Source organism: Haloferax marinum (genome assembly GCF_009674625.1).
Classification (GTDB): domain Archaea; phylum Halobacteriota; class Halobacteria; order Halobacteriales; family Haloferacaceae; genus Haloferax; species Haloferax marinum.
Genome location: NZ_WKJQ01000001.1, coordinates 2,782,654 through 2,796,499, shown reverse-complemented (window position 1 = coordinate 2,796,499; position 13,846 = coordinate 2,782,654). Strand labels below are relative to the sequence as shown.

Sequence of the window (13,846 nt, the reverse complement as noted above, 5' to 3'; positions counted from 1 at the left end):
CATGCAGGCAACTATCCGAGACCTGAACGGTGACGACGCAGGCAGCATCGACCTGCCTGAGGTTTTCGAGACGGCTTACCGTCCGGACCTCATCAAGCGCGCTGTCATCGCTGCTCAGGCAAACCGAAAACAGCCGTACGGTGCCGACCCCTACGCTGGCATGCGAACGCCGGCAGAGTCCATGGGAAGCGGTCGCGGCATGTCGCACGACCCACGCCAGAACGGCGTCGCACGACGTGTCCCGCACGCCGTCTCCGGTCGTCGCGCACACCCGCCGAAGGCCGAGAAGGACCAGGGGAAGGAAATCAACACGAAGGAGCGAAAACTCGCTGTCCGCTCGGCGCTCGCCGCCACTGCGGACCCCGAACTCGTCGCAGAGCGCGGGCACAAGTTCGACGACGACGTCGAACTGCCGCTCGTCGTCTCCGACGACTTCGACGACCTCGTCAAGACGAAGGAGGTCGTCGACCTCCTGCAGTCGCTCGGCGTCTACGCCGACATCGAGCGCTCCGAGGAGAACAAGAAGGTGAAGGCCGGTCAGGGTAAGCTCCGTGGCCGCAAGTACACGCGTCCGAAGTCGATTCTCTTCGTGACGGCCGAGGAGCCCTCGAAGGCTGCTCGCAACCTCGCCGGTGTCGACGTCGCCACCGCGGCGAACGTCTCCGCCGAGGACCTCGCACCCGGTACGCACGCCGGTCGCCTCACCCTCTTTACCGAGAGCGCACTCGAGGAGGTCGCAGAACGATGAGCATCATCGAGCACCCGCTGGTCACCGAGAAAGCGATGAACCAGATGGACTTCGACAACAAGCTCCAGTTCATCGTCCACATCGACGCGAACAAATCCGAGATTACGGAGGAGATCGAGTCGCGGTACGAAGTGACCATCGAGAAGGTCAACACGCAGGTCACGATGAAAGGTAAGAAGAAAGCAACCGTTCGTCTCTCTGAAGACGACGACGCGCAGGAAGTCGCGTCGCGAATTGGGGTGTTCTAACCATGGGACGCCGAATTCAGGGCCAGCGTCGTGGTCGCGGTTCGTCCACCTTCCGGGCGCCGTCGCACCGCTACAAGGCCGAACTGTCGCACAAGAAGTCTGAGAAGAAAGACACCATCACGGGTACGGTCGTCGGCATCGAGCACGACCCCGCCCGCAGTGCGCCCATCGCCCTCGTCGAGTTCGAGGACGAACAGCGCATGATCCTCGCGCCCGAGGGCATCACTGTCGGTGAAGAGCTTCAGATCGGCGTCTCCGCCGAGATCAAGCCCGGCAACACGCTGCCTCTCGCCGAGATTCCCGAAGGTGTCCCCGTCTGTAACGTCGAGCGTCAGCCCGGCGACGGCGGGAAGTTCGCCCGCGCCTCCGGTGTCAGCGCGCAGCTCCTCTCGCACGACCGCAAGGTCGCTGTCGTGAAGCTGCCGTCGGGTGAGGTCAAGCGCCTCAACCCCGACTGCCGTGCCACCATCGGCGTCGTCGCCGGTGGCGGCCGCACGGAGAAGCCGTTCGTCAAGGCAGGGAAGAAGTACCACAAGATGAAAGCGCGCGGTATCAAGTGGCCGCGCGTTCGTGGTGTTGCTATGAACGCCGTCGACCACCCGTTCGGTGGCGGTGGCCGTCAACACCCCGGTCAGCCGAAGTCCGTCTCGCGGGACGCCCCGCCGGGCCGGAAGGTCGGTGACATCGCCTCCAAGCGCACCGGTCGCGGTGGCAAGGGAGGTAAGTAATCATGAGCACGCAATACCGTACCGGTCGCGAAGGTGAGTTCACCTACCGTGGCCACACGCTCGAAGAGCTGCAGGATATGGAGCTCGACGAAGTCGCGGAACTGCTCCCCGCTCGTCAGCGGCGAACCATCACCCGTGGCCTGTCGGCCGAGCATGAAAAACTGCTCGCGAAGGTCGAAGAGAAGACGGAAGAGGAGACGGCAAACTCACCAGTTCGCACGCACCTGCGTGACATGCCGATTCTCCCCGAGTTCGTCGGTCTCACCTTCGCCGTCTACAACGGTCAGGAGTTCGAGCGCGTCAAGGTTCAGCCCGAGATGATTGGGCACTACCTCGGCGAGTTCCAGCTGACCCGTTCGTCAGTGACCCACGGCCAGGCCGGTATCGGCGCGACCCGGTCCTCGAAGTTCGTGCCGCTCAAGTAAAACCATGGGAATCAACTACAGCGTCGAGGCCGACCCGGACTCCACGGCTAAAGGTATGCTCCGGGACCGGCCCATCAGCCTCAAGCACAGTAAGGCCATCTCCCGCGCCATCAAGGGGATGACCGTCGCCGACGCCGAGGACTACCTCGCAGCCGTCATCGACGGCGAGCGGTCGGTTCCGTTCAAGCAACACAACTCTGGTGTCGGTCACCGAAGCGACATCGAGGGCTGGGACGCAGGACGATACCCTGAGAAAGCGTCCAAGGCGTTCCTCGAACTCCTCGAGAACGTCCGCAACAACGCGACCGAACAGGGATTCGACGGACCAGCCATGGAAATCAAGCACCTCGCCGCCCACAAGGTCGGCGAACGCCAGGGTCGCAAGCCCCGTGCCTTCGGCCGGGCCGACCCGTGGAACACCCCAATCTGTGACGTCGAACTCATCATCGAAGAGGTCGAAGAATAATGGCTGACGAACACCAATTCATCGAGAACGGACTGCAGCGGTCCCAGATCGACGAGTTCTTCGCAGAAGAACTCGGTCGCGCCGGCTACGGCGGCATGGACGTCGCCAAGACGCCGATGGGCACCCAGATCGTGCTCAAGGCCGAAAAGCCAGGGATGGTCATCGGGAAAGGCGGGAAGAACATCCGTAAGGTCACCCGCGAACTCGAAGACCGATTCAATCTCGACGACCCCCAGATCGACGTGCAGGAAGTCGAGGAACCCGACCTCAACGCCCGCATCGTCGCAGACCGCCTCGCCAACGCGCTCGAGCGTGGTTGGTACTTCCGCAAAGCAGGTCACACGACCATCGACCGGATCATGGACGCCGGCGCCCTCGGTGCCGAAATCGTCCTCTCCGGGAAGGTCACCGGTGCCCGCTCGCGCGTCGAGAAGTTCAACCGCGGCTACATCAAGCACAACGGCGAACCCGCACAGGAGATCGTCGACGAAGGCCAGGGCGTCGCAGTCATGAAGCTCGGTACCATCGGCGTCACGGTCAAGATCATCCCGCCGGGTGCGCGCCTCCCCGACGACTTCGAAGTCGAGGAAGACGCCCAGCCTGAAGCGGTCGAACAGATCGAAGAGACCGAGAGCGTCGAAGACCTCCTCGAAGAGGAACCGGAAGAGGTTCCGGACGTCTCCGAGGACGTCGAAGCCGAACCCGAGACGGAAGCCGTCGACGAGGAAGTCGTCGAGGAAGCCGTCGAAGAAGTCGTCGACGACGAGGAAGTCGTCGAAGACGAAGGGGCCGACGACGAGGAAGCCGTCGAGGAAGAACTCGACGAAGACGTCGCCGAAGAGGCGGCCGACCTCGTCGCAGAGATGGAAGACGACGACGAAACGGAGGAAGAATAAATGGCAATCCTCTACACCGAAGAGATTCGCGACATGACGCCCGCAGAGCGCGTCGCCGAGCTCGAAGAGCTCGAGACGGAACTGCTCAACGCCAAGGCCGTCCAGGCCGCGGGTGGCGCACCGGAGAATCCGGGGCGCGTCTCTGAACTGAAGAAGACCATCGCTCGAATCAAGACGATTCAGGGCGAAGAAGGCGACCTCGACGAACAGTAAGATGCCACTCACACCCGAGACCCTCACGCGACACGAACTCAACGGCCTCTGCGTAGCGGTCGTTGACGCGGCGAATCCCGACCTCGTCGGGATAGCCGGGCGTATCGTCGTCGAGACGATGCGCACGCTGATGGTCGACGATGGGACTCGGGTGCGACAGGTGCCCAAACGAGGGGCGACCTTCGAATTTGAGATTCCGAGCACAGATGAAGCCGCCGGCGCTGAGAAGGCGTCGGGGACCACGTCCAAACTTCGGTCGGATACTACTGGCGGATTAGATGCCAGTCAGTCTGGCCGGCGCGCCGACTCATCATCGGCCGCTTCCCGTACAGGGAATTGCGAGGGCGTGGCCTACGTTACGGTGGATGGCTCACAACTGCTCTCACGACCCGCCCTACGCACCGAAACTACAGGTGACTCGAAATGGCGATAGGACTAGACGTTCCAATGCCTTCGGAACCCGACGATTCCGAGGCTTACGACTACGAAAAATGTCCGTTTTACGGCTCGCTCTCCGTCCGGGGTCAGACCCTGGAGGGGACGGTCGTCTCGACGGACATGGCAAAGACCGTCATCGTCGAGCGTGAGTACGACGTATTCGTTCCGAAGTACGACCGCTACATGAAGCGACGTTCGCGCATTCCGGCACACGTGCCGGGCGTGCTCGACCACGTCGCTGTCGGTGACGAAGTAAAGATTGCGGAGACACGCCCGCTCTCGAAGACCAAATCCCACGTTGTGGTAGAGGTCATCGGAGGTGACGAGTGATGGAAGCGCTCAAAGCAGACATCACCAAAGGCGTTGCTCGTGGCTCGCTGGTCACGTGCGCCGACAACACCGGCGCTCGTGAACTGAAGATTATCAGCGTCGCGGGTTACTCCGGCACGAAGAACCGACACCCCAAGGCAGGCATCGGGGACAAGGTGACCGTCTCGGTCACCAAAGGTACCCCCGAGATGCGCCGCCAGGTGCTCGAAGCCGTCGTCGTCCGCCAGCGGAAATCTATCCGCCGGCCGGACGGCACGCGTGTGAAATTCGAGGACAACGCCGCCGTCATCATCGACGAGATGGAAGAGCCTCGCGGGACCGAGATCAAGGGTCCCGTTGCACGCGAAGTGGCCGAGCGCTTCGGGAGTATCGCATCGACGGCTACGATGATTGTATAGTATGACCCGACAACCGCGCAAACAGCGAAACGAAGTTCGCGACGCGCCGCTCCACGAGCGGCAAAAGCAGGTCCGCGCACCGCTGTCGGCCGACCTCCGCGAGGAGTACGACACCCGCAACGTCCGCGTCAACGTGGGCGACACTGTGGAAGTGCTCCGTGGCGACTTCGCCGGCGAAGATGGCGAAGTCACCGAGGTCGACCTCAAGGACGCCGTCATCTACGTCGAAGGCGTCACTGTGGCCAAAGCCGACGGTGAGGAGGTCCCACGACCCCTTCAGGCCAGTAACGTCCGCGTGACGGAACTGGACCTCGAAGACGACGTGCGCGAGGCCCGACTCAAGGAGGATAACGAATGACTCGACACCAGAAGCGACTGTCCGTACCGAAGTCCTGGCCGGTCGAGCGCAAGACAGGCACGTTCACGGTCAAAGCCGGTGCCGGTCCGCACGGCAAGGCAGGGGTTCCCCTGCTCATCGTCCTGCGTGACGTGCTCGGCTACGTGGACTCGAAGAAGGAAGCGAAGTACGCCCTCAACAACCAGAGCGTTCTGGTCAACGGCGACCCCGCTTCCGACGTTCGCCGTCCCATCGGGATGTTCGACATCCTGGCGTTCACCGAGCGTGACGAATACTACCGCGTCTTCCCCGACGAGGGTGGCCGTCTCGCCTTGACGTCTGTCGACGCCGACTCGGCGTCCAGCCGTCTCGGCAAGATCGTCCGCAAGACCGAAGTCTCGGGTGGCAAGTTCCAGCTGACGCTTCACGACGGCTCGAACCTCGTCGTCGACGACGCCTCGGAGTACAACAACAAGGACTCCATCGTCGTCGACAACGAGACGAAGGACGTCGTCGCACACTTCCTCTACGAGGAAGGTGCACTCGTCACCGCAGTCGACGGCTCCCACGCCGGCGAAATCGGTGAGGTCAGCGAGATCATCACGACGAAGGGCAGCGGTAACAACTCCGTCGTCGTCGAGACCGAAGACGGCGAGTTCGAGACCATCGAACAGTACGTCGTCGTCATCGACGAGAACTTCACGGGTGATGACGAATGAGCGAGGCTGAGTTCCACGAGATGCGCGACCCGCGTATCGAGAAAGTCGTTGTCCACATGGGCATCGGTGAAGGTGGTCGAGAACTCGCGAAAGCCGAAGACATCCTCGAGGAGATTACGGGCCAAGAGAGCGTTCGAACCATCTCTGGCCGCGCCTCGCAGGACTTCGGTGTCCGCCGGGGCGAACCCGTCGGCGCGAAGGTCACGCTCCGTGGCGAGGCCGCCGCCGAGTTCCTCGAGACCGCACTCCCCATCGCAGACCTCTCGTACTCGTCGTTCGACGAGACGGGTAACTTCGGCTTCGGTGTCGCAGAACACACCGAATTCCCGAGTCAGGAGTACGACCCGCAGATCGGTATCTACGGACTGGACGTGACGGTCAACCTCGTCCGACCCGGCTACCGTGTGAAAAAGCGCGACAAGCGCTCCCGACAGATTCCGTCTTCCCACCGGATGACCGTCGAGGACGCCGTCGCGTTCATCGAATCCACGTTCGACGTGGAGGTTGAAGAATGAGCGATAGCGAAACAGAACAGACGGGCGAGCACGCGACCCGCCGCACCGGCCAGGAGAACGAGTGCCGGCGCTGCGGGCGAAAACAGGGACTTGTCGGCAAGTACGACATCAACCTGTGCCGCCAGTGCTTCCGAGAGATTGCCCGTGAAATGGGATTCAAGAAGTACCGATAACATATGGCTGACAACGATCCACTCAGTAGCGCGCTTTCCGGTGTGAACAACGCCGAGAGCGTCGGACACCTGTCCCACGAGATCCAGCCCGCCTCGAACATCATCGGCTCCGTCCTCGAGGTCTTCTACGACCGCGGGTACGTCGACGGCTTCGAGTTCGTCGACGACGGCAAGGCCGGTAAGTTCGAGGTCGAACTGAAAGGCGCAATCAACAAGTGTGGCGCCGTCAAGCCGCGGTACTCCGCGGGTGCTGACGACTTCGAGCGATGGGAGAAGCAGTTCCTCCCTGCCCGTGACTACGGTGCGCTCATCGTCACGACGAGCCACGGCGTCATGAGCCACTACGAGGCCCGCGAACAGGGCATCGGTGGCCAGATCATCGCCTACGTCTACTAGAACAATGAGCCGAATAGAAATCGAAATCCCGGACGAGGTAACCGCCGAGGTCGACAACCTCGAACTCACCGTCGAGGGTTCCAACGGTAGCGTCACCAAGCGCCTGTGGTACCCGAACGTCTCGGTCACCGTCGAAGACGGTTCCGTGGTCATCGAAACCGACGTCGAGAACGCGAAGACGAACGCGACGATCGGCACCTTCGAGAGCCACGTGAACAACATGCTCTACGGCGTCACCGAGGGATGGGAGTACCAGATGGAAGTCCACTACGCTCACTTCCCGATGCAAGTGAACGTCGAAGGCGACGAAGTCGTCATCAAGAACTTCCTCGGCGAGAAGTCCCCGCGACGAGCGCAGGTTCGCGGAGACACCCAGGTACAGGTCGACGGCGAAGATGTCACCCTGAGCGGCCCCAGCAAGGAGGACGTCGGGCAGACTGCCGCCGACATCGAACAACTCACTCGCGTCACGGACAAGGACACTCGCGTGTTCACCGACGGCGTGTACATCACCCAGAAACCAAAGACAGGTGGTGCCTAAATGTCGGACGAAATCACCGAACTCGAAGACATCAGCGGTGTCGGCCCATCGAAGGCTGACTCGCTCCGCGACGCAGGCTTCGAGACCGTCGACGACGTGAAAGCCGCGAGCCAGTCCGAACTGGCCGAGGTTGACGGCATTGGTAACGCGCTCGCTGCGCGTATCAAGGCCGACGTCGGTGGCCTCGAAGTCTCCGAAGAGGCGGAGGCTGAGGTCGAAGACGAGACCGAAGAAGTCGAAGAAGAGCCTGCCGAAGAAGTCGAGACGGAACTTCGCGCCCGCGGCTACGCGGACAAGAAGCCTGAACTCGACGCCGAGAAGGCAGCCGCCCTCGCACAGAAGCGTCGCGAAGGCAAGCCGCAGTTCAACCGACAGGACTACCACAAGAAGAAGCGCACGCCCACGTCGTGGCGTCGCCCCCGTGGTGGCCTGTCCAAGCAGCGTCGCGGTGTCAAGGGCAAAGGCCCCAAGGTTCAGGCGGGTTACCGCACGCCGAAGGCCGCCCGCGGACTGCACCCGTCCGGCTTCGAGGAAGTTCGTGTGTTCAACACGGACGACCTCGAGGGCGTCGACGGCGACACGCAGGCCGTTCGTATCGCGTCCTCGGTCGGCGCACGCAAGCGCGAGCGCATCGAGGAAGTGGCTGAAGACCGCGAGATTCGCGTTCTCAACCCCACCTACGTCGAAGTCGAGGTGGACAACTGATGACGGACCTGAAAGCACAGAAGCGCATGGCCGCCGACGTCCTCGACGTCGGTAAGAGCCGTGTGTGGTTCGACCCCGACGCACAGTCCGACATCGCGGAGGCCATCACGCGCGAAGACATCCGTGAACTCGTCGACGAGGGCACGATTCGCGCCAAGGACGCCAAGGGCAACTCCAAAGGTCGCGCACGCGAGCGCGCCGCCAAGCGTTCCTACGGTCACCGCAAGGGTGCCGGTTCCCGCAAGGGCCGTTCCGGCGCTCGGAAGAACAAGAAAGACGCATGGGTCAGCCGAATCCGCGCCCAGCGCCGTCGCCTGAAAGAGCTGCGTGCTGACGGTACGCTCGACCGTACCCAGTACCGCTCGCTCTACAACAAGGCGTCCGGTGGCGAATTCGACAGCGTGGACCGGCTCGAAGCATACATCCAGAACAACTACCAGGTGGAGATTCAATAATGGCGACAGGACCACGATACAAGGTTCCGATGCGTCGCCGCCGCGAAGTCCGGACGGACTACCATCAAAGGTTGCGCCTGCTGAAATCGGGTAAACCCCGCCTCGTTGCTCGCGTGAGCAACAAGCACGTCAGGGCGCAGCTGGTCACTCCGGGCCCGCAGGGCGACGAGACCCACGCTGCAGCGACCTCTGCCGACCTCGCCGAGTACGGCTGGGAAGCCCCGACGGGCAACCTCCCGAGCGCGTACCTCACGGGGTATCTGGCAGGTAAGCGGGCGCTGGCCGCCGGCGTCGAGGAAGCAGTCCTCGACATCGGCCTCAACACGGCCACGCCCGGTAACAAGGTATTCGCAGTGCAGGAGGGTGCTATCGACGCTGGCCTCGAAATCCCCCACAACGACGCCGTACTCGCAGACTGGGACCGCAACCGCGGTGTCCACATCGCTGAGTACGCAGAGCAGCTCGACGAGCCGCTCTACAGTGGAGAGTTCGACGCCACGAACCTCCCCGACCACTTCGACGAAGTGCTCGGGAAACTTCAGGAGGACGAATGAGCAGAGATAACAACGGCTGGGAGCCGCGAACGCGGCTCGGCCGAATGGTGCAGAACGGCGACGTCACGTCGATGGACCACGCGCTCGAGACTGGGCTTCCGCTCAAGGAACCCCAGATCGTCGACCAGCTCCTTCCCGGACTGGAAGACGAAGTTCTCGACATCAACATGGTTCAGCGCATGACCGACTCCGGCCGCCGGGTGAAGTTCCGGTGTGTCGTCGCAGTCGGGAACCGTGACGGCTACCTCGGCTACGCTGAAGCCCGCGACGATCAGGTCGGCGGCGCTATCCAGAAAGCCATCGAGGTGGCGAAACTGAACATTATCAAGGTTGACCGCGGCTCCGGTTCCTGGGAAGACCGCGCAGGCGGCCTCAACTCCCTCTCCCGCAAGGCAGAAGGGAAGGCAGGCTCTGTGACGGTCCGTATCATCCCGGCACCGCAGGGTCTCGGCCTCGCGGCCGCAGAGACGGTCCGCAACATCCTCGAACTCGCTGGCGTCCAGGACGCTTGGACCAAGAGTGACGGGAACACGCGGACGACCGTCAACCTCGCAAAGGCAACGTACAACGCACTCAAGAACGCGTCGCAGTCCCGTACGCCGCGGCGCGCTCGTGAGGTCCGTCAGGAGGTGCGCGACTGATGCAGGCTATCGTCCAACTTCGCGGCGAAGTCAACATGGCACAGGACGTCCGTGACACGCTGAAGATGCTCAACATCGAACGCGTGAACCACGCAACGTTCGTCCCCGAGTCGGACACCTACCGTGGGATGATCACGAAGGTCAACGACTACGTCGCACACGGCACGCCGAGTGTCGACGTCGTCGAGACGCTCATCCGCACGCGCGCCGAACCCGAAGAGGGCTCGGCCGACGTCACCGACGAGTGGGTCTCGGAGAACACCGACTACGACGACATCGCCTCGCTCGCGCAGGCAGTCTACGACGAGGAGACGACGCTGCGAAAGCAGGGTCTCTCGCCGGTGCTCCGACTCCACCCCGCACGTGGTGGCCACCGCGGCCAGAAGCACGTGACGAAAGAAGGCGGTCAGCTCGGCAAGCACGAGACCGAGCAGATCGACGAACTCCTGGAGGCAATGCGATGACGTCCAAGAAACGACGCCAACGTGGCTCCCGGACGCACAGCGGCGGTACCCACAAGAACCGGCGTGGTGCCGGACACCGTGGTGGCCGTGGCCGTGCCGGGCGCGACAAGCACGAGTTCCACAACTACGAACCGCTCGGCAAGCACGGGTTCAAGCGTCCGGACACGCTTCAGGACACCGTCGCCGAAGTCAAAGTCCAGAAGCTCGACGAGGACGCCGCACTCCTCGCCGCCGACGGAGTCGCCGAGAAAGACGGTGACGCATACACCATCGACGCTCGCGACGTGGCCGAAGACGGCTGGGAAGCAGACGTCGTGAAGGTGCTCGGTGGCGGCCAGGTTCGCAACGAACTGAACGTCGTCGCTGACGCGTTCACGGCCGGTGCCGTCGAACTCATCGAAGAGGCTGGCGGCAGCGCCGAACTCTCCGAACGCGCAGAGAAAGCGGCCGAGGCCGAAGCGGAAGCGGACGCCGACGCCGACGAGGATAACGAGGAATAAATCATGGGATGGAAGGACGCCGCCGAACCAGTGCTGGCGCGGATGCCTGCAGTCGCCCGACCGGAGGGACACGTACCGTTCCGCCGAAAACTCGGGTGGACTGGTGGCATTCTCGTGCTGTACTTCTTCCTGACGAACGTGACGCTGTTCGGTGTGGACGCGGCGGCCGCGAACGACCTCTTCGGTCAGTTCCGGTCGATTCTCGCCGGTCAGCAGGGCTCTGTGCTCCAACTGGGTATCGGTCCCATCGTCACCGCGAGCATTGTCTTACAACTGCTTGGCGGTGCTGACCTGCTCGGGCTCGACACCGACAACAATCCACGTGACCAGATCCTCTATCAGGGTCTGCAGAAGCTGCTCGTCGGGGTCATGATCGTCCTGACGGGCCTGCCGATGGTGTTCGCTGGCGGATTCCTGCCGGCCGACCCGGCCGTCGCGAATTCGCTCGGCGTCGGTACGTTCGGCGTGAAGACACTCATCTTCGCGCAGATCGCCGTCGGTGGTGTCCTCATCCTGTTCATGGACGAGATCGTCAGCAAGTGGGGCGTCGGCTCCGGTGTTGGGCTGTTCATCATCGCTGGGGTCAGCCAGCAGCTCGTCGGTGGGCTGTTCAGCTGGCAGGGCCTCGGTGGCGCGTCGGGCTTCTTCCCGACGTGGCTCGGTATCATCACCGGCTCGGTCCAACTCCCGAGTTCGCCGACCGACCTGCTGTCGACCCTCTTCCTCGGTCAGGGTCAACTGCTCGCGCTCATCACGACGGTGCTCATCTTCGGCATCGTCGTCTACGCCGAGAGTGTCCGCGTCGAGATTCCCCTCTCGCACGCTCGTGTGAAGGGTGCTCGCGGACGCTTCCCGGTCAAACTCATCTACGCGAGTGTCCTGCCGATGATTCTCGTCCGCGCCCTGCAGGCGAACATCCAGTTCCTCGGGCGCATCCTCGACAGCCAGTGGGCGGCCATGCCCGCGTGGCTGGGCGAGTACGCGAGTGGGCAGGTCACCGGTGGCCTGTTCTACTACCTCGCGCCCATCCAGTCGCGCTCCGACTGGATGTGGTTCCTGGGCCTCACGTCGGCCGACCCCCTCGACATCGCAATCCGCGTGCTCATCGACCTCACGTTCATGATCGTCGGTGGCGCGGTGTTCGCTGTCTTCTGGGTCGAGACGACGGGCATGGGCCCCGAATCGACGGCACGACAGATTCAGAACTCCGGGATGCAGATTCCCGGCTTCCGACGTAACCCGCAGGTCATCGAGAAGGTCATGGAGCGGTACATCCCGCAAGTGACCGTCATCGGTGGCGCGCTCGTCGGCCTACTCGCCGTCATGGCGAACATGCTGGGCACCATCGGTGCCGTCTCCGGGACGGGGCTGCTGCTGACGGTCTCCATCACGTACAAACTGTACGAGGAGATCGCAGAAGAGCAGCTCATGGAGATGCACCCGATGATGCGCCAGATGTTCGGCAGCGAGTAAATCGCCGAAAACCTTCTTTATCCAGACTGACCACCGAGTGACATCGCTACCACCGGCGACGAACCCGCGGAACATTCTCGAAGTAAAACTGGTCTACACTTGATAGACGTACGCCGAGTCGTCACGGTACTCGTCCGGTAGGTCACCGACCCCCCAGTTCTCACCGGTGGTCTCGATGTAGTAGTACTGGTTGCCATCCAGTTCCCAGTACGTTCCCCGAAGGTCCCTGCCTTTGATTCCGACACCCATGTGCTCCGGCAGGTGAATGAGAACGGTGTCGTAACCAAACGGTTCCGCCTGCAACACACCGGCGAGGAGTATCGCTGTGTCTTCACAGTCACCGCCGAGTTCGCCAAGCGTCTCGACGGTGAACTTCGTGTAGTCGTCGAATCCGGAAGAGACGTCGTCTGGAACGTACGGGAGACCCTGAACGAAGTCAATCACGAACTCCGCTTGGACCCGTTTCTCGGTGAATCCGATGTCGTTCGCGACGTCGTAGAGGAGCGTCGCCCAGCTCTCGAGATACCCGTTTTGCATCTCGTAATTGACGAAGTCGGCCCAGTTTCGACCGTGATCTTTCCGCCTGTGAATGACGTACGCGGCTTTGTAGACGTAGAAATACGCTTCCCAGTTCGTTCCATTCGTTCGCCCGGTAACCGTGATGTCCCACATTCCCTCGGTGTCGAAACGTGAGTAGTTCTCTCCGGACTCGGAGCCCATCGATTCTAGTTCGGGAACCGTCGTTCGCTCCGGTTCGAACGTCTCTTCGTCGACGACGAACGGGTCGGTTTCGTGGAAGAAAGATAAGTCGTCGTTCGATGCATCCTCGAGGTCGGTATCTGACGAGACGAGAAGTGCGAGATAGTGAAGTGGACGACCCGTCGCGTCGTTGGGGAAGTCGATAGAAATCGTATACGACCTGGACTCGTCAGGCTCGATGGCGGTTCGTCCACGGGCGTACTCGCGTTCGCGGGGGTACCCGCCGAGGAACACGACGAGGTCCGTTCCACTGATTTCAGTCTCTGTGAACTCGTCGGGGGAGACGTTCACCGTCACCTCAGCAGTTCCATAGGAACTGATGTAGGACGTCCGTTCGAGTGATTCCGGGTTCTTCGCGGTGAGCATCGAAGTTCCGCTCGACGGTGCGGGTGTCGGCGTCGGAGTAGGGGTTTGTGTCGGAGTCGCCTGCGGAGTCGCCGTCGCGGTTGGTGTCGGTGACTGCTTTGTAACGGCTGCAGTACCTTGGACGTCGGATTTAAATCGCACGTCGGGGTCACGGGGAGCGTAGTCCTTCGAATCGACGACTCCGTCTCCATCCGTATCTTTGACCTCCGACCCGGTACATCCGGCGAGTGAAGCGAGGACCAACCCGCTTCCCTGTAAAAACCGACGCCTCGTGGGGGTTGTACGGGACCAGTCAGGGGGAGAGATTTGCATATCGGAAATCATGTTCGATCAAGAGATAATGTTTGTTGTCTACATG

24 protein-coding genes are annotated in these 13,846 nt (G+C 62.2%); 23 read left to right on the top strand and 1 reads right to left on the bottom strand.

Features of this window, described 5'->3' with window-relative positions; translation table 11 throughout:
* Position 1: 1 nt before the first annotated feature.
* Genes rpl4p through secY form a run of 23 tightly spaced genes read left to right on the top strand, consistent with a single transcriptional unit; the run spans position 2 to position 12,363 of the window.
* Positions 2–748 (top strand): 50S ribosomal protein L4, encoded by a 747-nt coding sequence (gene rpl4p, locus GJR99_RS14130; RefSeq protein ID WP_151113242.1) that lies wholly within the window; start codon positions 2–4, stop codon positions 746–748.
* Positions 745–996, top strand: coding sequence for a 50S ribosomal protein L23 (locus GJR99_RS14125; RefSeq protein WP_151113240.1), 252 nt, complete (start codon positions 745–747; stop codon positions 994–996). The genes rpl4p and GJR99_RS14125 overlap by 4 nt, the downstream gene beginning before the upstream one ends.
* Before the next feature lie 2 nt (positions 997–998).
* Entirely contained in the window at positions 999–1,724 is a 726-nt protein-coding gene (locus GJR99_RS14120; RefSeq protein WP_151113238.1) for a 50S ribosomal protein L2, read from the top strand.
* 2 nt (positions 1,725–1,726) lie between these two features.
* Entirely contained in the window at positions 1,727–2,149 is a 423-nt protein-coding gene (locus GJR99_RS14115; RefSeq protein ID WP_151113236.1) for a 30S ribosomal protein S19, read from the top strand.
* A gap of 4 nt (positions 2,150–2,153) precedes the next feature.
* A complete protein-coding gene (locus GJR99_RS14110; RefSeq protein ID WP_151113234.1) occupies positions 2,154–2,615 on the top strand; it encodes a 50S ribosomal protein L22 in 462 nt (153 codons plus the stop codon).
* Entirely contained in the window at positions 2,615–3,511 is an 897-nt protein-coding gene (locus GJR99_RS14105) for a 30S ribosomal protein S3 (RefSeq protein ID WP_151113232.1), read from the top strand. Before GJR99_RS14110 ends, GJR99_RS14105 begins: the two co-directional genes overlap by 1 nt.
* Positions 3,512–3,724 (top strand): 50S ribosomal protein L29, encoded by a 213-nt coding sequence (rpmC, locus tag GJR99_RS14100; RefSeq protein ID WP_151113230.1) that lies wholly within the window; start codon positions 3,512–3,514, stop codon positions 3,722–3,724.
* Position 3,725: 1 nt separating this feature from the next.
* A complete protein-coding gene (locus GJR99_RS14095) occupies positions 3,726–4,157 on the top strand; it encodes a ribonuclease P protein component 1 (RefSeq protein ID WP_151113228.1) in 432 nt (143 codons plus the stop codon).
* A complete protein-coding gene (locus GJR99_RS14090) occupies positions 4,148–4,492 on the top strand; it encodes a 30S ribosomal protein S17 (RefSeq protein ID WP_151113226.1) in 345 nt (114 codons plus the stop codon). Before GJR99_RS14095 ends, GJR99_RS14090 begins: the two co-directional genes overlap by 10 nt.
* Positions 4,492–4,890: a 50S ribosomal protein L14 gene (locus GJR99_RS14085; RefSeq protein ID WP_151113224.1), complete on the top strand. Its 399-nt coding sequence runs from the start codon at positions 4,492–4,494 to the stop codon at positions 4,888–4,890. The genes GJR99_RS14090 and GJR99_RS14085 overlap by 1 nt, the downstream gene beginning before the upstream one ends.
* 1 nt (position 4,891) lies before the next feature.
* A complete protein-coding gene (rplX, locus tag GJR99_RS14080) occupies positions 4,892–5,248 on the top strand; it encodes a 50S ribosomal protein L24 (protein WP_151113222.1) in 357 nt (118 codons plus the stop codon).
* Positions 5,245–5,946: a 30S ribosomal protein S4e gene (locus GJR99_RS14075; protein WP_151113220.1), complete on the top strand. Its 702-nt coding sequence runs from the start codon at positions 5,245–5,247 to the stop codon at positions 5,944–5,946. Before rplX ends, GJR99_RS14075 begins: the two co-directional genes overlap by 4 nt.
* Positions 5,943–6,461 carry a 50S ribosomal protein L5 gene (locus GJR99_RS14070; RefSeq protein ID WP_151113218.1) on the top strand — a complete coding sequence of 173 codons (519 nt, stop codon included), beginning with the start codon at positions 5,943–5,945 and terminating at the stop codon, positions 6,459–6,461. The genes GJR99_RS14075 and GJR99_RS14070 overlap by 4 nt, the downstream gene beginning before the upstream one ends.
* Positions 6,458–6,634, top strand: a complete 177-nt coding sequence (locus tag GJR99_RS14065) for a 30S ribosomal protein S14 (RefSeq protein WP_151113216.1) — start codon at positions 6,458–6,460, stop codon at positions 6,632–6,634. Before GJR99_RS14070 ends, GJR99_RS14065 begins: the two co-directional genes overlap by 4 nt.
* Before the next feature lie 3 nt (positions 6,635–6,637).
* Positions 6,638–7,030, top strand: coding sequence for a 30S ribosomal protein S8 (locus tag GJR99_RS14060; RefSeq protein ID WP_058571914.1), 393 nt, complete (start codon positions 6,638–6,640; stop codon positions 7,028–7,030).
* Positions 7,031–7,034: 4 nt separating this feature from the next.
* A complete protein-coding gene (locus GJR99_RS14055; protein WP_151113214.1) occupies positions 7,035–7,571 on the top strand; it encodes a 50S ribosomal protein L6 in 537 nt (178 codons plus the stop codon).
* Entirely contained in the window at positions 7,572–8,276 is a 705-nt protein-coding gene (locus GJR99_RS14050; protein ID WP_151113212.1) for a 50S ribosomal protein L32e, read from the top strand.
* Entirely contained in the window at positions 8,276–8,731 is a 456-nt protein-coding gene (locus GJR99_RS14045) for a 50S ribosomal protein L19e (RefSeq protein ID WP_151113210.1), read from the top strand. The genes GJR99_RS14050 and GJR99_RS14045 overlap by 1 nt, the downstream gene beginning before the upstream one ends.
* Complete coding sequence (locus tag GJR99_RS14040) at positions 8,731–9,285, top strand: 50S ribosomal protein L18 (protein ID WP_151113208.1); 555 nt, start codon at positions 8,731–8,733, stop codon at positions 9,283–9,285. The genes GJR99_RS14045 and GJR99_RS14040 overlap by 1 nt, the downstream gene beginning before the upstream one ends.
* A complete protein-coding gene (locus GJR99_RS14035) occupies positions 9,282–9,926 on the top strand; it encodes a 30S ribosomal protein S5 (protein ID WP_151113206.1) in 645 nt (214 codons plus the stop codon). The genes GJR99_RS14040 and GJR99_RS14035 overlap by 4 nt, the downstream gene beginning before the upstream one ends.
* Positions 9,926–10,390 carry a 50S ribosomal protein L30 gene (locus tag GJR99_RS14030; protein ID WP_151113204.1) on the top strand — a complete coding sequence of 155 codons (465 nt, stop codon included), beginning with the start codon at positions 9,926–9,928 and terminating at the stop codon, positions 10,388–10,390. The genes GJR99_RS14035 and GJR99_RS14030 overlap by 1 nt, the downstream gene beginning before the upstream one ends.
* Positions 10,387–10,890 (top strand): uL15m family ribosomal protein, encoded by a 504-nt coding sequence (locus GJR99_RS14025; RefSeq protein ID WP_151113202.1) that lies wholly within the window; start codon positions 10,387–10,389, stop codon positions 10,888–10,890. Before GJR99_RS14030 ends, GJR99_RS14025 begins: the two co-directional genes overlap by 4 nt.
* Positions 10,891–10,893: 3 nt before the next feature.
* Positions 10,894–12,363 (top strand): preprotein translocase subunit SecY, encoded by a 1,470-nt coding sequence (secY, locus tag GJR99_RS14020; RefSeq protein ID WP_151113200.1) that lies wholly within the window; start codon positions 10,894–10,896, stop codon positions 12,361–12,363.
* 93 nt (positions 12,364–12,456) lie between these two features.
* Here the strand turns inward: secY and GJR99_RS17505 are convergent, their stop codons facing one another.
* A complete protein-coding gene (locus GJR99_RS17505) occupies positions 12,457–13,800 on the bottom strand; it encodes a hypothetical protein (RefSeq protein ID WP_191967134.1) in 1,344 nt (447 codons plus the stop codon).
* Between the last annotated feature and the right edge of the window lie 46 nt (positions 13,801–13,846).